This window comes from Providencia sp. PROV032 (genome assembly GCF_028484875.1).
Classification (GTDB): domain Bacteria; phylum Pseudomonadota; class Gammaproteobacteria; order Enterobacterales; family Enterobacteriaceae; genus Providencia; species Providencia rettgeri_E.
On sequence record NZ_JAMPSX010000005.1, the window covers coordinates 242,129 to 261,041 of the forward strand.

Genomic DNA, 18,913 nt, shown 5'->3' on the forward strand with positions numbered 1-18,913 from the left:
AAGAGTTTGTCACAAGGGCGAGCAAAGCCTAATTTATCTCAATCGCCGTGAAAATTACGCGGTACCACCAACGGTCAGTTTGTCCAATTTTAATGTAGGCTGCCCCACACCAACCGGCACACTTTGGCCTTCTTTACCACAAACACCAACGCCTTTATCAAGAGCCAAATCATTACCAACCATTGAAATCTGCTGCATAGCTTCAACACCGGAGCCGATTAACGTTGCCCCTTTCACAGGAGAAGTAATCTTACCTTTTTCAATCAGGTAAGCTTCTGATGTCGAAAATACAAATTTACCTGAGGTGATATCGACTTGACCACCACCAAAGTTTGGTGCATATATGCCTTTATCCACACTCGCGATAATTTCTTCTGGCGTTGATGTCCCTGCTAACATGTAGGTGTTGGTCATACGCGGCATAGGTAAGTGTGCATAAGATTCACGGCGTGCATTACCTGTTGGAGCAACTCCCATCAGGCGTGCATTCAGTTTATCTTGAATATAATTACGTAAAACACCATTTTCTATTAGGACGTTATACTGCCCAGGCACCCCTTCGTCATCAATAGCGAGAGAACCTCGACGGCCTGTAATCGTACCATCATCCACGACCGTACACAGTGGCGATGCCACTTGCTCACCAATTTGGCCTGAAAAAACAGAGGTACCGCGACGGTTAAAGTCACCTTCTAAACCATGGCCTACTGCTTCATGTAATAGAACCCCCGGCCAACCAGCGCCTAGCACAACTGGCATCATTCCAGCAGGCGCTGCGATCGCAGACAAGTTCACCAGCGCCATACGCACCGCTTCACGTGCATATTGCTCAGCAACCACTTGCCCTTGGTGAATTTCCAGGAAATATTCGTAACCATAACGGCCACCGCCACCACTCGCACCACGCTCGCGCTTGCCATCATGTTCCACCAGCACGCTGACCGATAAACGCACTAATGGGCGAATATCTGCCGCTAAAGTGCCGTCTGTTGCAGCGACTAACACTTGCTCATAAACACCGGTTAAGCTGGCATTGACTTCAATGACACGCGGGTCTTCTGCACGAGCAACTTGGTCAACACGATGCAGTAAATCAATCTTTTGTTCCCGCGATAAACTTTGCAGTGGGTCTGCTGCTGAATACAATTTTTTATATTCAACGTTAGTTAAAATTTGTGATTTACCAGTGCCTTGCTCATTCACAATACTGCGTGCAGCGGTTGCACTTTGTGTCAGCGCATGAAGTGAAATTTGGTCAGCATAAGCAAACCCGGTTTTTTCACCACTGATAGCTCTTACGCCAACACCTTGGTCGATATTATAAGAGCCATCTTTGATGATCCTATCTTCAAGTACCCACGACTCATGGAAACTCGATTGAAAGAACAGATCCGCGTAATCCAGATGGCGCTCAGATAACAAACCTAAAATGTCATACAGATTTTCTTGCCCAAGGCGGTTGGCGGCCAGCAAGTGTTCGCTGACAGAAACTAAACTCATATTCGTTACTCTTTGGTTTCTTTTTTAATCAATGATGTCAATTGCGGTCTAAAGCGGTTGTGTTTGACCACTTTGATTTGCTCACGCATGACACTTAAGCTGTCTGTTTTAATATTCAGTACCGTAGAAGCGACTGCATCCACGTTCTTTTTCATCACTTTACCCCAACCGTCAACGGCAAGGCTATGCCCCCACGTGCGACGCGTACCATGCACACCAACTTGAGCAGGCGCTAAAATATAGCATTGGTTTTCTATCGCACGAGCACGTAATAACGGTTCCCAATGCGCTTGGCCGGTGTAACGGGTAAATGCAGCAGGTACAGAGATAATTTCTGCGCCTTGCTCGCGTAATGCTTGGAATAAACCTGGAAAACGTAAATCATAGCAAATTGTCATGCCAAGGCGACCAACGGGTGTATCAACGACGGTAATATGTTCACCGCGTTGATAAATTACAGACTCGTTATAAGTGCCTTGCTCGTCTTCGATATTGACATCAAACATGTGAATTTTGTCGTAGCGCGCTTTAATATTTCCTTCAGAATCAAACAATAAGCTACTACTTGTAATACGCTCAGGATCTTCACGGCTAACCATTGGCATTGAACCAATTAAAATCCAAACATGATAACGTTTAGCCATTGCGCTAATCGCATTTTGCAAAGGGCCTTTTCCTTGCTCTTCTGCTTGTTTGCGATACGTTGCAGCATCCGCGAATAACAATGCGTTTTCAGGTGTCAGTACTAACTCAACGGTTTCGGGTAACTGTTTGATCTGCTGTTCGATTTGCGCCAAATTGTGTTTAGTATTATTTCCGCTACATAACTGCAAAAGTGCAACGTTGCCATTTTTCATTACTCTTGAGTCTCCTTAAGTTGACGTAATACTTCATCAATTTTCGGCTCGTCCAAACTACCTGTTACTCGGTAACGAATAACGGAAACTTTACTCCATAATGGACCGAGCACTTTTGTTGCTGCAAATACGGCAGCCCCAGCAAATGGATTTACCACAAACGCGGTTGCTACTCCTACTGTAGCAGATATTTCTGGTGTGATAACGGCTTCGACGTTAATTTGACGTTTAACAAGGTCAATTTGACCATCAAATGAGATGTCTGCAACTAAGCCATCAACATAGGTATTTTTCGAAACCAACACACCATTTTTAATCGTCGCATCACCTTTAATCGAGTCAAAATCGAAGTCATTACTAAACGTGTCGCTAAAATCAAATCGTAGCTTACGTAACAAGGCATCAAAGCTGACTAGGCGCAATATTTGCCCTGCGCGGCCACCGCCCATTTGGGCAATCGCACCTTTACCCAATTTTGCAGACATTTTACCATTTAAAGAGGCAATATCGGGTGACCAAGGCAAGTTAGCCCAATTTAAATCAAATTCAATAGTATAAGGTGATTGGATAATCGGAACTAATATACCAAAATAGGCTGCTGTTTCGTCAAAAGCATCACCGGTTAATGAGCCTGCAACTTGAGTTTTATTGCCTTTTTCACTGTCCCAAATCGCATCTAACTTTAATTTCGTAACACTGTTATCTAACGTGCCATCAGTCAATTGCAATAATGTCCCTTTAGGTTTGATATTCGCGCTAATCTCACCCAATTTCTGCCCAGCAACCCAGCACTCTTTACAGTGCAACTGTAATTGCGGCCATTGGCTAAAATCAAATTGGCTTGTGGCGAGGTTATTAATTTCGGCGCTCGTGGAAGCGCTGGGATTGTAATACAAATAATCAATAGCGACCTGCCAAGGCTGTGAAGCAAATATTTGTAACGAACCTTTTAGGTTTTCACTATTGATACTGACTAATTGCTCAGCCTGTTGTAAGTCATAGGAAAAATTGACTGCATTCCATTGCTGCCCAGCGAGATAAATAGATGGAATATTGACCTCAAGCATGTCAGGTAAGCGAATATTCATACCGCCTTCACGGCTATGGGAAGACACTAGCAACCCAGCTAATTTCTCCCAGTTCATGTCGGTAATAGCAGGTAAATCAACGACAAAAGACGAGCCTTTAGGTAATTCAGGAATGCCATTACGCCATTGGGCAATATGGGCTTTTAATAAACTTAAAGGCTTATCACTCAGCCCCCACTGCGAATTAAAACCAATGCGCTTGCCAATATCACCACCAACTTCCAACTGCTCTGTCGTCCCTTTCGCCTGAACGTTAATTTGCCCAAGTTCCGCTAATAGAGTGTTATCAATAGCGGGTAACTGACTTTTCAGTTGTTTTAACCCTGCGGTGACGCCTATTTGTAAGCCTACTGGCTCTTTTGCCGTATTTGGAATCGTGATAGCAACTTGGCTTTTCCAGTCAGTGGTTCCTGACACTTTTTGCTTAATCTCAGTAGGCAACATGGCCAATTTATTCACGGCCCAGTTTCCGTTAATATTCACATCCACTAAATAATTTTTTGCTTGGTCTGTGGTGGTGAAATCGACAGTAATCGGCTGTTCGAACCAATGGCCCCGCAGATTTTCCCCTCGTAGATCACCATTGTTAAACTCAAAACTGCCCGTTAACGCAGAAATAGTGCTATCAATCGGCTGAATGTATAAATCATTTTTATTGAGATTGACCTTCCCTTTAGCAACAACGTCCTTACCCGCTACCAGTGGAATAGACAATCCCAACTGCCCATTAACGGCTCCCCCAATTTGTAACTCTTCAAGCGTATCGCCAATTGAGTGTTTCATCGGGGTATGCACAAAATATTGTTGGATTTGTTTTCCTGTTCCATGGATATCCGCATTGATATACAGCATTTCTTTCGTGTAATCAGGAATATTGGCATCAAGGTTAGTTGCGGTGGCATCAGCCAATTTCACGGCGGGTGCATGCATATATAGCCCTGCACGCCTGAAGTCTAAATCCATATCCAAGTTCAACAACGCAGGCCATTCACTGTCATATTCAAATGTGGCATCACGCAGAGGAACGTAAACTTGGAATTGCCCATCATTGTTATCATAAGGAAAATGAGCGGGGTCGCCTTTATAGACTAAAGTGGCGTTATCTACACTACCGGCGATAATCGCTTTCGTCAGGTAATCCGCCACATCTTGGCCCATTAGCTTTTGGGGAAAATAACGCCATGCATCTCCCGCATCATCTAAACGAATTCCGGCAAGAATAGCGAGATCGGCATAATTTCCTTTTTTCGCTTTTGCGTAACGAAACTCACCATTGGCCCATAATGACTTTGCTTGTACCTCTAATGATGGGCTCCACAATTTAAATTCACTGTCATTATTGACCCAATGGAATTGGCCCGTTGCCGTCTTTATCGAAAAAGGGGCTTTAAATTCATCACGATAGTCCACTTCACTATCTTGTAAGCGGACCGTTGCACCACCACTTTGCATTCCACCAATTAAAGCCCCCGAAAAATGGTTAACCGAAGGTAATTCTTTCCATTTTTTCCAGCTAACATTTTGCCAGTCCATGTTGAATTGTACGTTTTCAGGCAGATTTGGCGTGATATCAAGTGCAAATTCACTCACCAGCCCCGTTGGTTGGCGATGTTGCCAATCCTGTACCATTTCAGGGGTTAAAAAGGAAAATGTGGGTAACACTTCACTTAAACGTTCAAGTTCAATATCTTTTGCACGGATGCGCCAATGGTCATTATCCTGATATTTTTTGCTAGCAGGCAAATACAAGACCGAGACGCTCCCTTGTGGCCAAATAAATTCATTGGTTTTTAAGGTATCAAGCTCGGGAATATTAAATAACCACCCACTCCCCTGCCTTTTCATTCGCAAAAGCAAATCATTAACTTGTAAGTTTTGTGCTAATTTGCCCTCTCCCCAGTTAGCTTCCCCCTGCCGCAATTGAATAAGGCCGCTATCAATGCGGTGATTTCTCAGGGTTACCCAAGAAGACAGGCTAAAGTTGGCATCCCGTAATGACGTGTTATCCCGTAACCAGCGGCTAAGCCATGGCTGCATATCAATATTATCCGCTTGCAGATAAAAAATACCGTCGCTTAACACGCCATTTTTATCTGACACATCAAGCTTTACTTGCAGATAACCATGCTGTTTATTAATGGTTTCGAGGCTAACAAAGCCTTGAGCACGATGCCGTTCATTATCATTAAGCCACGAGAGTTCGGGCAAAATCAGCGTCGTTTTTTGTTCAGAAGGTGTGAGAAAGGTTAATCGGCTTTCTTTTAATACAAAATGGTCAAATTGCCGTAAAAATAGATCTTCAATGCCATCTAAAGACTCGCCTTTTGTTGAGTCTCCAAAACTAAAAGGGATTTTATAATCCACATTTAATTGATAAAAGGTTAAATCACGAAAACGCCAGCGTAGAGAAAACAACGAGCTCCAGATATCTAATTCAACCCTAATAGTATTCGCTGTGATATCGGTGGTTTGATTCTGTAAAACTACATCAGATAACGTCAGTACGGGGCCAAAAGATTGCCAAGCCCCTTTGATTTTACCAATTTGTACGGATACATCGGTCTTTCTTTCAACGTAATCAATCAGATCTTGCCGATAATTATCGATATTTGGCAGAAGAAAACGCAGCCCAGACAACACTAATGCGCACAGCAATAATATAACCGCAGTCGTCACCAGTGCTACACGTGGCAGTCGTCTCACTCATATCTCCTTTATTACATCATCACGACATCAAAACGTTCCTGACTGTAAAGTGGCTCAGTCTGAACTTTAACTTGCTTCCCAACAAAAATTTCAACTTCTGCAAGAGCGTGTGACTCATCCCCTTTAAGGACATCCACCACAGCTTGAGAGGCATAAACGAGGAACCTATCGGCATCTATCGTGCGGTGCACACGAACTATTTCACGTAAGATTTCATAACATACTGTTTCGACTGATTTAACAGTTCCACGTCCTTGGCAAGTTGGGCAGTCATCGCATAACACATGTTCTAAGCTTTCTCTTGTGCGCTTGCGCGTCATTTCGACTAAGCCTAGCTGCGAAAAACCATTAATGGTTGTTTTGACTTTATCTTTACTCAATGCCTGCTCTAATGATGCTAGCACACGACGACGATGTTCTGAGTCAGCCATGTCAATAAAATCAATAATAATAATACCGCCTAAGTTGCGCAAACGCAGCTGCCTTGCTATCGCTTGAGTGGCTTCGATATTGGTATTAAAGATGGTTTCTTCAAGGTTACGATGCCCAACAAATGCCCCTGTATTGATATCAATAGTCGTCATGGCTTCAGTTTGATCGATAATCAAGTAACCACCTGATTTCAACTCCACTTTGCGATCCATTGCTCGCTGAATTTCGTTTTCAACGTCAAACAAATCAAATATCGGCTGGTTTCCCTGATAGAGCTCGAGCTTAGCGGTCATTTCTGGCACATACTCTTCGATAAACTCTTGTAATTGAGTATAGGTCAAACGAGAGTCAACACGAATGCGGTCAAGGTGAGCGCCAGCAAAATCACGGATAATGCGGAAGGCAAGCGCTAATTCACCATAAATTTTTGTGCGAGTCACATTACGCTTTTTTCGTTCAATCACTTTCGCCCACAGGCGCTTTAAGAAAGCAGCATCCTGTTTAACTTCCTCTTCCCCGACCCCTTCTGCTGCCGTACGGATAATAAAGCCGCCATTTTCATCACAATACTGTGAAACACAGGCTTTTAAGCGTTCTCTTTCATCTTCACTTTCGATACGTTGTGAGACGCCAACATGGGAAGCCCCTGGCATAAAGACCAAATAGCGAGAAGGAAGAGTAATGTCCGTAGTCAGGCGAGCGCCTTTAGTACCAAGAGGGTCCTTAACAACTTGGACGATTAAATCTTGTCCTTGTTTAACCAGTTCTGCAATATCCCTGACATGAAAGTTTTTCTGCTCATCTCCTGCAATACATTCCGTATGAGGCATAATGTCAGAAGCATGCAAAAAAGCCGCTTTATCTAGACCAATATCAACAAAGGCCGCCTGCATTCCCGGTAAGACACGGCTCACACGGCCTTTGTAAATATTCCCTACTAACCCTCTTTTTGCTTCTCGTTCGACATGTATTTCTTGTAATATCCCACCATCAATATAAGCAACACGCGTTTCAGATGGTGTAATGTTCACTAATAGTTCCGCTGTCATGACTTCCCCTTACCATCACTTAACGCTAAAAATCGCTGAATTAGCTCGTCTGTTTCAACCAGTGGTAAACCAACAACCCCATGATAGCTGCCATTAATCTTACGTATAAAACGCCCACCAATTCCTTGTATTCCATAAGCGCCTGCCTTATCCATTGGCTCACCTGACTGTATATAATCCTGTATTTCGAGCAAAGATAACTCGCGGAATGTCACATCTGTCACAATTAGTGACTGTATCATCTGTTGACGGTTGGATAAGGCAATCGCCGTCATGACTTGATGGGTTCTTCCCGATAATGCACTTAGCATCGCTTCTGCGTGCTGGCTATCTTGCGGCTTTTCCAATATTTTGTCTGCAAGAACAACGATAGTATCAGCGCCCAAAACAGGCTGATTATTGGGTGCTATCGCAACACCAGCTAAAGATTTATCTCTTGCAAGACGCTGAACATAGTCTTGAGGCGTCTCCCCCTCCTGCCACTGTTCTTCTACCTCAGGACGTAAAATTTCAAAGGTATAATTAAGTTGCTGAACAAGTTCACGTCGACGGGGTGAGCCGGACGCAAGATAAATTAAACACATAAACTGAATTCCCAGTCAGACCGACAACTAGCACTCTAACATACTGAAAATTGCCGACGAATTTTACGTAAAAGCAAAAATAGCCATGGCCATAGAATACCATTCACTACGCTATTCCAAAATACTTGCGGGTGGAATAATACTTGTGATGATAGAAATTCAGCCCAAAAAACAGCAAGATCTTGAATGATAGTGAGTAACATAATCACCAACGCTTGCTGCCACAACGCCATATTGCGCAACAGCTGGTGTTTATAAGAGACGAGATAGCAAATAATACTAAAAGAGAGAGCATGCACTCCTAGCGCGGAGCCCTGAATGGAATCAACAATAATCCCTAAGATAAAGCTTGTGCCAACACTCACTCGGTGTGGTAATGCCATCACCCAATAAGTGAGGATCAACAGAAGCCATGATGGCCGGTAAAAGCTGAGTTGCTCCGGCCAAGGCATGACTTGTAAAATCAACGCAATAAAAAATGATAACCAAATGATGGCTCGGCCATTTCCACGATACTCATCCATGCTAATTTACTCCTTTGCCCATAACCATACTGTGTTTCCTCTACTTATGGTTGTGACGTCGGAGCCATTGATGGTGGCAATGGAGGCCCCTGAATTTCATTCGGGTTAGGTAATACTTGCGGCAACACTTTCATCAAGCGTTCATTTGCTGCACGATAAACTTCCGAAGGCTGTAGTGGCGTTTTAGGGTCGTTATCATTTCCCCATAATAACAGAAGATAACGCAAACGTTGTAATTCCGCACTCGGCTTCGCGCTAATGATAGTATAAGCGCGTTGTGTGTCATGTTTTACGGCTGATACCACCCCGACTGGATACCCTTCAGGGAAACGCCCCCCTAGTCCTGATGTGACAAGGACATCACCAACACGAATATCGGTATTTTCAGGTAACGGTTCTAATTGAATATCATCAGAACAGCCAGAACCCGCAGCAATAACACGAACATCATTACGTAATACCTGTACAGGCAAGGCATGAGCAGTATCACAAATTAACAAGACACGGCTATTAAAGTTACTCACCCCGACAACTTGACCAACAACGCCTTTATCACTAATAACGGGCTGCCCTTCATACACACCTTCGTTACTGCCCTTGTCTATAACAACTTGGTCGCGATAAGGTGTATTCGCCCCCGAAATCACTTGCGTGACCATCATATGTTCATCTTGGCGAAGTGGCGAGCCAAGCAACTCCCTTAAGCGTGCATTTTCCTGCTTAAGTTGCTCTAAAAGTAAGTTGTCCGCTTTTTTCAGTAACAATTCTTGGCGTAATGCTTTGTTTTCAAATTGCAGTTGGTTTCTTGAAGAGAAACTTTCAGAGATATTATCGAGAAATTGCCGTGGGCCATTCGCTAAAAAATAGAATGGGCTAACCGCCGTGTCTAAATAGTTACGGACTTTATTGAAAGGCTCGAAACGATGGTCAATCACCACCAGTACAAGTGCAATGATTACCGCAAAAAAAATGCGTAACTGTAGGGATGGACCTCGCCTAAAAATTGGCTTCATGTGTGGCTAAGTTTCGCTAATGTCAGAGGAACAAAAAATAGTCAAAACAGTTGGAGAACTGTCCCCAACTGTTTCTAAAAGGCCATTTAGTCTTCGCTAAACAGGTCACCACCGTGCATATCAATCATTTCTAACGCTTTACCGCCACCACGAGCGACACACGTTAGCGGATCTTCAGCAACGATAACAGGGATACCCGTTTCTTCCATCAATAGGCGATCTAAATTACGAAGAAGCGCGCCACCACCGGTTAAGACCATACCGCGTTCTGAGATATCTGAAGCCAATTCAGGAGGGCACTGTTCAAGTGCTAGCATGACTGCGCTAACAATTCCTGTAAGCGGTTCTTGCAATGCTTCTAAAATTTCATTGGAGTTCATCTTAAATCCGCGAGGCACACCTTCTGCAAGGTTGCGACCGCGAACTTCGATCTCGTAAACTTCATCTGTTGGGAATGCAGAGCCAATCCCATGTTTAATGCGTTCGGCTGTCGCTTCACCGATGAGTGAGCCATAATTACGGCGTACATAGTTAATGATAGACTCATCGAAACGGTCACCACCAATACGCACAGATGAAGAGTAAACAACGCCATTCAGAGAAATAACAGCAACTTCTGTTGTACCACCACCGATATCAACAACCATTGAGCCCGTTGCTTCTGATACAGGTAGCCCAGCGCCAATCGCCGCTGCCATCGGTTCTTCAATTAAGAAGACTTCACGCGCGCCCGCACTTAATGCGGACTCGCGAATGGCTTTACGCTCAACTTGTGTTGCCCCAACAGGGACACAAACAAGCACTCGCGGGCTTGGGCGTAAAAAACTGTTACTGTGAACTTGTTTGATGAAGTGCTGTAACATTTTTTCAGTCAAGAAGAAGTCAGCGATAACACCGTCTTTCATTGGCCTAATTGCCGAAATATTACCAGGTGTACGTCCCAGCATCTGCTTCGCTTCACCACCGACAGCAGCAACGCTTTTTGGCGATCCAGAGCGGTCTTGACGAATAGCAACTACAGAGGGTTCATTTAATTTTACGCCTTGTCCTTTGACATAAATAAGGGTATTGGCCGTACCCAAGTCAATAGACAGGTCATTAGAAAACATGCCACGAAATTTTTTAAACATAACGAAAGAGTTATCCTGCAAGCTGGGGACGAATTTAAACCCGTCTACTCTACCAACCACTTGAAGCGGCCTCAAGGCGTTAATGAGCGGCTTCTACAAATATGGTTAATTCATCTACTTTTCACGTACCGTACTGTACATGCTTCTTATATAAACGAAGCAGATAAAAACCCCAAAAATAGAGATTAATTGTATTTTTACCGACAGGATAAAATGATACAAAAAAATTTCTACTCTTTGGTTGTTATATACTCCATCTTTTTCTTCCCAGTGTGACAAGCTATTGGGGCAACAAGTTCAAATATTATTTAGTTCTTTTTATTATTGCTACACACTGGCTATTTCCAATACAAATTGGGTGAATTCGCTGAGTGTTCGCTCTATTATCTACCAGAAACGCGGCAAATTTATGTCGATATACAAAATGAATCCGTCAGGATGCGATATTTTGCATGATAAAAGCCTATTTATGCCAGAAAAAAATAAATTTTTACAAATTAATTACAATATTAATAGCTTAAATACTGTTACTACGTCAATGAAATGCACTCAAATTTTAGTAATTTTCAAAATACATATTTAATCATTATATAGGAGTGAAAGATGAAAGCTCTCGTCCTACAACAAACTGACGAAAAAATCGTCTCTAGCATTCAACCATTAACTACAGAAATGCTTCCAGCCGGAGATATTATAGTCGATATTCATTGGTCCACACTCAATTATAAAGATGGGTTAGCCATTTGTGGAAAAGCAGGTGTTGTTCGCCAATATCCGATGGTACCTGGTATCGATTTTTCAGGTGTGATCCACCACAGTGAAGACCCGCGTTTTCAAATCGGCCAACATGTCCTATTGACTGGATGGGGAGTTGGTGAAACGCATTGGGGAGGCTTAGCCTCTCAAGCTAGAGTCCCAGCCAAATACTTAACGCCTCTTCCAGAAAATTTAACGTTAAAACAAGCGATGATAATTGGCACTGCTGGCTTTACCGCTATGCTCTGTGTAAATGCTCTAGAAGACGCGGGGGTGACACCAGATAAAGGTGAAATCATTGTGAGTGGAGCAAGTGGTGGTGTTGGCAGCACCGCGGTACAATTACTTACGTTATTAGGCTATGACGTTGTCGCGATTTCAGGTCGAGCAGAAAACAGCGGTTACCTACAAAGTTTAGGTGCCAAGAGAGTGTTACCTCGCAGTGATTTCACTCATCCCGCGAAACCACTAGACAAACAGCTGTGGGCGGGTGCAATTGATACGGTAGGCGGTGAGCTACTCGCCAATCTTCTTGCACAAACACATTATAATGGTGCGGTTGCTGCTTGCGGCTTAGCCGGTGGCTTCGATTTACCGACCAGTGTCATGCCATTTATTTTACGTAATGTCCGGTTACAAGGTGTCGATTCGGTTTACTACCCTGCTGCAAACCGTCCTAAAGTATGGCAACGGCTCGCGGAACTTCTCCCATCGTCTTTCTATGAGCAAGTCAGCAATGAAATCACGTTAGAAGATTCTGTCGAATATGCAAAAAAAATCTTAAAAAATGAAGTCACTGGGCGTACGCTAGTCAACCTGCGCGCTTAACAATGAATATGTTGCGGTACCTTGCCAAAAATAGGGATTACCGCACAATTCCTAAAATAATTTCGGGTAATTTCTCTGATAAGACCAGTATTTTGCTGCTATATGTCACGAAATAATTATAATGGCGAACCTTGTCAGTAGAAAATCCATTTATTTTTATGATAAAAGATGACAAACGCTTAGCATCGCGTTATGTTGTCGGGCTATTGATAATATCGTCGGAGTTAGCAGCATAATGACAGAAGATATTCACATTTTACTCTTGAATGGGCCAAACCTAAACCTGCTAGGTACACGGGAACCCGATAAATACGGCAACCAAACTCTTGCTGATATCGTATCCAACCTTGAGGCAGAGGCGAGTCAACTAGGCGTAAAATTGAGTCATTTTCAGTCAAACGCAGAATTTGAACTCATCGATAAAATTCATGCTGCACGTCATGATGCTGATTTTATTCTCATCAATCCGGCTGCATTCACACATACCAGTGTTGCACTACGTGATGCATTACTCGCGGTGAGTATCCCGTTTATCGAGATCCACCTGTCTAATGTGCACGCTAGGGAGCCATTTCGCCAACATTCTTATTTCTCCGATAAAGCTATCGGTGTAATTTGTGGTCTAGGTGCTGGTGGTTATAGTTTTGCTTTACAGGCAGCGGTTAACCACCTGCGCCTAATTAATTCAATCCAAATATAAGAGTACGGAATCATATCCATGGATATTCGTAAAATTAAAAAGCTGATCGAGCTGGTCGAAGAGTCTGGCATTTCTGAACTGGAAATTTCTGAAGGTGAAGAGTCAGTACGTATCAGCCGCGTTTCACCTGCTTCTCAGGTTATGGCTGCACCACAACAATATTACTCAGCACCGGTTGCACAACAACCAGCTCTGGCTAATGCGGTTGCACCATCTGAAGCAATGGTAGCGCCAGCTGCACCAGCTGCAGTTGCAGGTCACCAGGTTCGCTCACCAATGGTCGGTACTTTCTACCGCGCGCCAAGCCCAGAAGCTAAGCCGTTCGTTGAAGTTGGTCAAACGGTCAGCGTAGGTGATCCTCTTTGCATCGTTGAAGCGATGAAAATGATGAACCAAATCGAAGCAGATAAAGCAGGCGTTGTTAAAGCCATTCTGTTGCAAAACGGTGATGCAGTAGAATTTGACGAGCCATTAGTTGTCATCGAATAACGAGGCGTTTCCATGCTGGAAAAAATTGTTATTGCTAACCGTGGAGAAATCGCATTACGTATTTTGCGTGCCTGTAAAGAACTTGGCATCAAAACAGTAGCGGTTCACTCTACGGCAGATAGCGATCTAAAACACGTGTTACTGGCTGATGAAACAATTTGTATCGGCCCAGCAGCATCAGCAAAAAGTTACTTAAATATCCCTGCGATTATCTCCGCAGCGGAAATTTCAGGTGCACAAGCGATTCACCCAGGATATGGTTTCTTGGCTGAAAACGCAGATTTTGCAGAACAAGTTGAAAACTCTGGTTTTGTTTTTATCGGTCCAAAAGCTGAAACCATCCGCCTAATGGGTGATAAAGTTTCTGCGATTAACGCGATGAAAAAAGCCGGTGTACCTTGTGTTCCGGGTTCTGATGGCCCATTAGGGAACGACACTGAAAAAAATAAAGCCATCGCGAAACGTATCGGCTTCCCTGTCATCATCAAAGCATCTGGTGGTGGTGGTGGTCGTGGTATGCGTGTAGTGCGTAATGAAAAAGATTTAGAATCTTCTATCAACCTAACGCGCGCTGAAGCGAAATCCGCTTTTAATAATGATATGGTTTACATGGAAAAATTCCTTGAAAACCCACGTCATATTGAAATTCAAGTCATGGCTGATGGCCAAGGTCACGCAGTTTACTTAGCTGAGCGTGACTGTTCAATGCAGCGTCGCCACCAAAAAGTGGTTGAAGAAGCACCAGCGCCAGGCATTACGCCAGAAATTCGCCGTAATATCGGTGAACGCTGTGCTAATGCATGTATTGAAATCGGTTATCGCGGCGCAGGTACCTTCGAATTTTTATTCGAAAACGGTGAGTTCTACTTCATTGAAATGAATACCCGTATTCAAGTTGAACACCCAGTCACTGAGATGATCACTGGTGTCGACTTGATTAAAGAACAGCTGCGTGTTGCATCTGGGCTACCATTATCAGTGAAACAAGAAGATATCGTGGTACATGGTCATGCTGTTGAGTGCCGTATCAATGCTGAAGACCCGAATACTTTCATCCCAAGCCCGGGGAAAATTACCCGCTTCCACTCACCAGGTGGTTTTGGTGTGCGTTGGGAATCTCATATTTACGCAGGTTACACTGTACCTCCGTACTATGACTCAATGATTGGCAAATTAATTACTTATGGTGAAACTCGTGAAATCGCTATTTCTCGTATGAAAAATGCGTTAAACGAATTAATCGTTGATGGTATTAAAACCAATCTTGAATTGCACCAAATGATTATGAACGATGAAAATTTCCAAAAAGGTGGTACTAACATCCACTATTTAGAGAAAAAACTGGGTATTGCTGAATAAGTCAGCGATAACTTGTTTTACCCATCGTCAATAAATACCGCATAGCTGAGCTTTGCGGTATTTTTTTGAGTGAAAATCAACGAATATGCTGAATTGGGATCGTATTTTCGATAGGTGCGGCGCGCTGGAATAAATGTAGATTATCCATCACAGAGGCTGGAGGACGATGTAAGCGTAGCTCATTCGCCATATATTGCATATAGGGGTCAATATGGCTAAAAATGGCTTTATAGCCTTCACACAAATGATTGTGCCATTTATTTTCAACTTTTGTTGTCCTATGTTTAGGACATCCCCCATGACAAGCAAACTTAAATTCACACTGTTGGCACAAAGAGGATAGGTTGAGTTTTTGCTGACCAAAACGTTGTTGCTGTTTGCTAGAAACCAGTTTATTCAGAGGCTTAGTTAATAGGTTACCCAACTTAAATTCAGGGTAAACAAAGTGGTCACAACTATAAATATCCCCATTTTGCTCTGCCACCAGCCCGTATCCACAAGAAGGTTGCATCACGCAAAAACTTGGCATGTCCCCAGACCATGCAGCAAGTGAGTTATCAAATAGCTGGATAAACACATTGCCAACATCTTTTCTTACCCAAAGGTCAAAGACTTTATTGATAAAATTGCCGTATTGCTTTCCTGTAATTGACCATGATGTTAAGTGCTTTTCGCCCTGTTCTTGCGGATAGCTCAAATGTTGAAATTCATTATTTGTTATCTCATATTCAACCACAGGGATAAATTGTAAATAACGCGCTTGCAGTTCTTCAGTAATAAAACGGTAAATTTCTTCAGGATATTTTGCCGTTTCATTATTAATCACTGTCAAAATATTAAAATCGATTTGATATTCTTTAAGTAAATTAACTGCATTGATGACTTTATCAAAGACGGAGTTACCTGAGTTAGATTTGCGGTAAATATCATGAAGCCATTGAGGGCCATCAAGAGATATTCCGACTAAGAAATTATGTGTTTTTAGAAAATTAGCCCAGTCAGAGTTTAATAATACGCCGTTTGTTTGGATACTATTGTAGATTTGCTTCCCTTTCCCATAGCGTTGTTGATACTGGATAACTTTTTTGAAAAAATCTAAGCCAGCCATTAGCGGCTCGCCGCCTTGCCAAGTAAAATCAATCTCATGGCTAGGTGATAATTCAATATACTGACGAATATATTCTCTCAATGTATTGTCATCCATACACTTGAGTTTTTTATCACTGAACCCAGTTTGATGTTCTTTTTCTAAATAAAAGCAATAATCACACTTTAAATTGCACTGGTAACTTGTTGGCTTTGCCATAATGTGAAATGCTTTTTTCATAAAAACCTCTTTTGTGATGGCTTAAACTAACTACCATTCACTTTATATTCGTAATAATCACTCAAATAGCTCCCTTCCATATACAAAATAGCCTCATTATTTTTGTTATAGTCCACACGGCGGCGAGATAACACCGGTGTTTTCTCATCAATATTCAATAATGCCATTTCTTGTGGGGAGGGAATAACAGCAGACAATTTCTCTGTATAACGGTTAGAGTTTAGCCCTTGAGTCTCTAAAAATAGATAAATAGAATCTTCTAAATCGTTTTCACTGACACTTTCAATGCAAGGTGGAAAGTAGAAGCAGTTATATTGAATGGGTAACTTCCCCTTCGTAATCACACGCTCTACACGAGTCAACATAGTGCCTTTTGGCAGTTTCATGATCTCACAAATTTCATCTCTAGGAACCATTTTTGTAATTGAAATGATTTTCCTTTTTACGCGTTCTGTTGACGCCCCTAATACTTGAGTATGAATGGTCGCATAGGCTTTTTTAGAATTACGAATAACTAACGTACCCACACCACGAGAGCGTTTCACGTACCCTTCTTTCTCTAATTCTGATAACGCACGTCTTGCTGTAATACGGCTAATACCAAACATTTCCTGAAACTCAGCCTCGGTCGGAAATGTGTCATTTTTCCGATATTCACCTTTGTTGAGCTTCTCCACTAATATGTCATAAACTTGTGCATATAACGGTTTTGAATGCGTGCTGTAATCTAATTGTTTTTTCATATAACCATAATCACCATTACCCGGTTGTACTTCCTTCACCGGGTAATGGCTCTTGTTTATTTTAATCTCATTTCCAGAGCCACCCGGTACATAAGCTCATTATGGTTTTCAACAGGGAAATTATCAATAATGAAAGTCATCAGCTGTTCTGGCGTCATTCCATGAGATAATTGATTGATAAAACGTGTTTTTATCTCATCTAATTGACGTGTTTCAATATATTGTAATAATGACATCGCACCATATTTAACATCTAAAGAAAGCGGGTATTGATCAAATTGCGTTTTTGCCGCTCCCGCCTGCTGATGCGCATTTTCTATTTGTTCAATAGTAACGGATTGATCTTTAGATAAGCCATAACGTGCATACAGTTCAGCAGGTGCATCACTTTCAATCATCATTAAACGCAGATTTTCTAGCATCCGTAATTCCGTTGCCATATCGACAACCGGTGATGTTTGTGATGGATCTTGTTTTACATTGTATAAACGATGACCAAATCTATCTGAATCTGTGGTCATTACACTGGTCGCAGGTATTTTTAAAACCGCACACCCTTGAGTAAAGTCAAACCCATCATGCAATTGGGTGCCTTGCAGCTCTTTAGGCGTGAAACGACGATTAATACGAGTTGGCATTAATGTGTAGTCATACAACCCTTGGGTTCCCTGTACCACTGGAGAGCGCATATAAACATACTCACCATCCGTAATGTTAATTTGGCAACCATGATAACCAAATAAGGCATACTCACGAATAGGCTCATCTGTGGCTAACCCGGCTAATAAGCTCTTACCCTGCATATTTTTAGGGATTGGCGCATTAAAGTAATCAAGTAATGTCGCTGGTATATCTATGGTTTGAGCCAACATTTGGCGTGACTCATTTGCAGCATTAATTTGAGGATGGCAAATAAAGAATGGTGTGTTCGCTATCTCATTATACAACGGCATAATGTTTTTCCCCCACCAATCGTGTTCACCGAGTAAGAAGCCATGGTCTGTATTCACAATCAACAGAGTGTCTTCCCACAAGTTATATTTATCAAATATATCTAAAACTTGACCAACATAAGCATCGACCATTGTCACTAGTGCTTGATAAAATCCACGGATGACTTTTTGCTGAGCTTCACTTTCTGTCACCATATAATATGGAGGCCAGCCGTCAAAATCCGTATTTGATAACCCATACAGTTTTAAATATTTCTCAGGAACATAAAACGGCTCATGAGGATCGAAACACTCTAGCTGCAAAAACCAATTGTCATCTTTCTGATTGGTCTCTATAAACTCAATCCCATGATTTATGGTTTTGACCAAAGGATGATCTTTCTCATCTTGCATATACTGCTGATTGATCAAGTGCTGTGTACGACTGGCAATTTTGCGTTGTTTATTTTCTTCGGGCTCACCAGATTCATAGTGAACAACGGGCTTATTGACTACGCCTTTCCAATTATCCCCCTCTTGCCCACGAATAAATTCGTAGGTTGAAAAACGAGAGTGATAAGTTGCCCCGCCATCACGCCAATAATGCTTGTGATCCGTCACTAAGTGGGTATGAATGCCTTGTTTTTTTAGTATTTCAGGCATCGACTCGTCAAAAGGTTCAACAGGCCCCCAGCTACGATGAAGAAAGTTGTATCTCCCTGTATGTAATTCTCTTCTCGCTGGCATGCAAGGCATACTACCAACATAAAAGTTATCAAACTTCAGTGAGCGTTTACGCAAACGCTCAAAGTTAGGTGTAATTGTTGTTTTACAGCCATAAGCCGACAACATATGTTTATTCAATGAATCAAACATTAACATTACAGCTTTCATCA

The 18,913-nt window shown here is 42.4% G+C and carries 15 protein-coding genes; 4 read left to right on the forward strand and 11 right to left on the reverse strand.

The window, feature by feature from the left end; genetic code table 11:
* Window positions 1-54: 54 nt before the first annotated feature.
* The 8 genes from tldD to PSF42_RS06210 all read right to left on the reverse strand — a co-directional run bounded on the left by tldD (window position 55) and on the right by PSF42_RS06210 (window position 10,883).
* Window positions 55-1,500, reverse strand: coding sequence for a metalloprotease TldD (tldD, locus tag PSF42_RS06175; protein WP_125890440.1), 1,446 nt, complete (start codon window positions 1,498-1,500; stop codon window positions 55-57).
* A gap of 5 nt (window positions 1,501-1,505) precedes the next feature.
* Window positions 1,506-2,357, reverse strand: a complete 852-nt coding sequence (nit1, locus tag PSF42_RS06180) for a deaminated glutathione amidase (RefSeq protein WP_125890441.1) — start codon at window positions 2,355-2,357, stop codon at window positions 1,506-1,508.
* Window positions 2,357-6,148 (reverse strand): AsmA2 domain-containing protein YhdP, encoded by a 3,792-nt coding sequence (gene yhdP, locus PSF42_RS06185; protein WP_272679633.1) that lies wholly within the window; start codon window positions 6,146-6,148, stop codon window positions 2,357-2,359. Before yhdP ends, nit1 begins: the two co-directional genes overlap by 1 nt.
* A 14-nt stretch (window positions 6,149-6,162) precedes the next feature.
* The gene (rng, locus tag PSF42_RS06190; protein ID WP_125890443.1) at window positions 6,163-7,632 is read right to left on the reverse strand and encodes a ribonuclease G; all 1,470 of its coding nucleotides are present in this window, start codon (window positions 7,630-7,632) and stop codon (window positions 6,163-6,165) included.
* Window positions 7,629-8,216 (reverse strand): Maf family protein, encoded by a 588-nt coding sequence (locus tag PSF42_RS06195; RefSeq protein ID WP_272679634.1) that lies wholly within the window; start codon window positions 8,214-8,216, stop codon window positions 7,629-7,631. The genes rng and PSF42_RS06195 overlap by 4 nt, the downstream gene beginning before the upstream one ends.
* A gap of 35 nt (window positions 8,217-8,251) precedes the next feature.
* Complete coding sequence (mreD, locus tag PSF42_RS06200) at window positions 8,252-8,740, reverse strand: rod shape-determining protein MreD (RefSeq protein WP_115167923.1); 489 nt, start codon at window positions 8,738-8,740, stop codon at window positions 8,252-8,254.
* A 44-nt stretch (window positions 8,741-8,784) separates the two neighbouring features.
* Window positions 8,785-9,753 carry a rod shape-determining protein MreC gene (gene mreC, locus PSF42_RS06205; RefSeq protein ID WP_125890445.1) on the reverse strand — a complete coding sequence of 323 codons (969 nt, stop codon included), beginning with the start codon at window positions 9,751-9,753 and terminating at the stop codon, window positions 8,785-8,787.
* Window positions 9,754-9,839: 86 nt separating this feature from the next.
* Window positions 9,840-10,883 carry a rod shape-determining protein gene (locus PSF42_RS06210; protein ID WP_004908213.1) on the reverse strand — a complete coding sequence of 348 codons (1,044 nt, stop codon included), beginning with the start codon at window positions 10,881-10,883 and terminating at the stop codon, window positions 9,840-9,842.
* Between the two features lie 603 nt (window positions 10,884-11,486).
* On the opposite strand from PSF42_RS06210, the gene acuI reads away from it, so the two are divergent.
* The 4 genes from acuI to accC all read left to right on the forward strand — a co-directional run bounded on the left by acuI (window position 11,487) and on the right by accC (window position 15,015).
* Window positions 11,487-12,467 (forward strand): acrylyl-CoA reductase (NADPH), encoded by a 981-nt coding sequence (gene acuI / locus PSF42_RS06215; protein ID WP_272679635.1) that lies wholly within the window; start codon window positions 11,487-11,489, stop codon window positions 12,465-12,467.
* Window positions 12,468-12,702: 235 nt separating this feature from the next.
* Window positions 12,703-13,167, forward strand: a complete 465-nt coding sequence (gene aroQ / locus PSF42_RS06220) for a type II 3-dehydroquinate dehydratase (RefSeq protein WP_125890447.1) — start codon at window positions 12,703-12,705, stop codon at window positions 13,165-13,167.
* A gap of 18 nt (window positions 13,168-13,185) precedes the next feature.
* Window positions 13,186-13,656, forward strand: a complete 471-nt coding sequence (gene accB, locus PSF42_RS06225) for an acetyl-CoA carboxylase biotin carboxyl carrier protein (RefSeq protein ID WP_125890448.1) — start codon at window positions 13,186-13,188, stop codon at window positions 13,654-13,656.
* A 12-nt stretch (window positions 13,657-13,668) separates the two neighbouring features.
* On the forward strand, window positions 13,669-15,015 hold the full coding sequence (gene accC / locus PSF42_RS06230; protein WP_125890449.1) for an acetyl-CoA carboxylase biotin carboxylase subunit: 1,347 nt from the start codon (window positions 13,669-13,671) through the stop codon (window positions 15,013-15,015).
* Window positions 15,016-15,091: 76 nt separating this feature from the next.
* Here the strand turns inward: accC and PSF42_RS06235 are convergent, their stop codons facing one another.
* From PSF42_RS06235 to PSF42_RS06245, 3 genes are read right to left on the reverse strand one after another with little or no spacing between them, the layout of a single operon-like run.
* Window positions 15,092-16,342, reverse strand: a complete 1,251-nt coding sequence (locus tag PSF42_RS06235; protein WP_125890450.1) for an anaerobic sulfatase maturase — start codon at window positions 16,340-16,342, stop codon at window positions 15,092-15,094.
* 26 nt (window positions 16,343-16,368) lie between these two features.
* A complete protein-coding gene (locus PSF42_RS06240; protein WP_125890451.1) occupies window positions 16,369-17,085 on the reverse strand; it encodes a GntR family transcriptional regulator in 717 nt (238 codons plus the stop codon).
* 56 nt (window positions 17,086-17,141) lie between these two features.
* Window positions 17,142-18,911, reverse strand: a complete 1,770-nt coding sequence (locus PSF42_RS06245) for a sulfatase (RefSeq protein ID WP_442959220.1) — start codon at window positions 18,909-18,911, stop codon at window positions 17,142-17,144.
* Between the last annotated feature and the right edge of the window lie 2 nt (window positions 18,912-18,913).

Excerpts from the sequence above, each read along its gene's own strand:
- PSF42_RS06245 (WP_442959220.1), bottom strand. The coding sequence starts at position 18,911 with ATGAAAGCTGTAATGTTAATGTTTGATTCATTGAATAAACATATGTTG.
- accB (WP_125890448.1), top strand. The coding sequence starts at position 13,186 with ATGGATATTCGTAAAATTAAAAAGCTGATCGAGCTGGTCGAAGAGTCT.
- mreD (WP_115167923.1), bottom strand. The coding sequence starts at position 8,740 with ATGGATGAGTATCGTGGAAATGGCCGAGCCATCATTTGGTTATCATTT.
- PSF42_RS06195 (WP_272679634.1), bottom strand. The coding sequence starts at position 8,216 with ATGTGTTTAATTTATCTTGCGTCCGGCTCACCCCGTCGACGTGAACTT.
- accC (WP_125890449.1), top strand. The coding sequence starts at position 13,669 with ATGCTGGAAAAAATTGTTATTGCTAACCGTGGAGAAATCGCATTACGT.
- PSF42_RS06210 (WP_004908213.1), bottom strand. The coding sequence starts at position 10,883 with ATGTTTAAAAAATTTCGTGGCATGTTTTCTAATGACCTGTCTATTGAC.
- PSF42_RS06235 (WP_125890450.1), bottom strand. The coding sequence starts at position 16,342 with ATGAAAAAAGCATTTCACATTATGGCAAAGCCAACAAGTTACCAGTGC.
- acuI (WP_272679635.1), top strand. The coding sequence starts at position 11,487 with ATGAAAGCTCTCGTCCTACAACAAACTGACGAAAAAATCGTCTCTAGC.
- tldD (WP_125890440.1), bottom strand. The coding sequence starts at position 1,500 with ATGAGTTTAGTTTCTGTCAGCGAACACTTGCTGGCCGCCAACCGCCTT.
- nit1 (WP_125890441.1), bottom strand. The coding sequence starts at position 2,357 with ATGAAAAATGGCAACGTTGCACTTTTGCAGTTATGTAGCGGAAATAAT.
- mreC (WP_125890445.1), bottom strand. The coding sequence starts at position 9,753 with ATGAAGCCAATTTTTAGGCGAGGTCCATCCCTACAGTTACGCATTTTT.
- rng (WP_125890443.1), bottom strand. The coding sequence starts at position 7,632 with ATGACAGCGGAACTATTAGTGAACATTACACCATCTGAAACGCGTGTT.
- PSF42_RS06240 (WP_125890451.1), bottom strand. The coding sequence starts at position 17,085 with ATGAAAAAACAATTAGATTACAGCACGCATTCAAAACCGTTATATGCA.
- aroQ (WP_125890447.1), top strand. The coding sequence starts at position 12,703 with ATGACAGAAGATATTCACATTTTACTCTTGAATGGGCCAAACCTAAAC.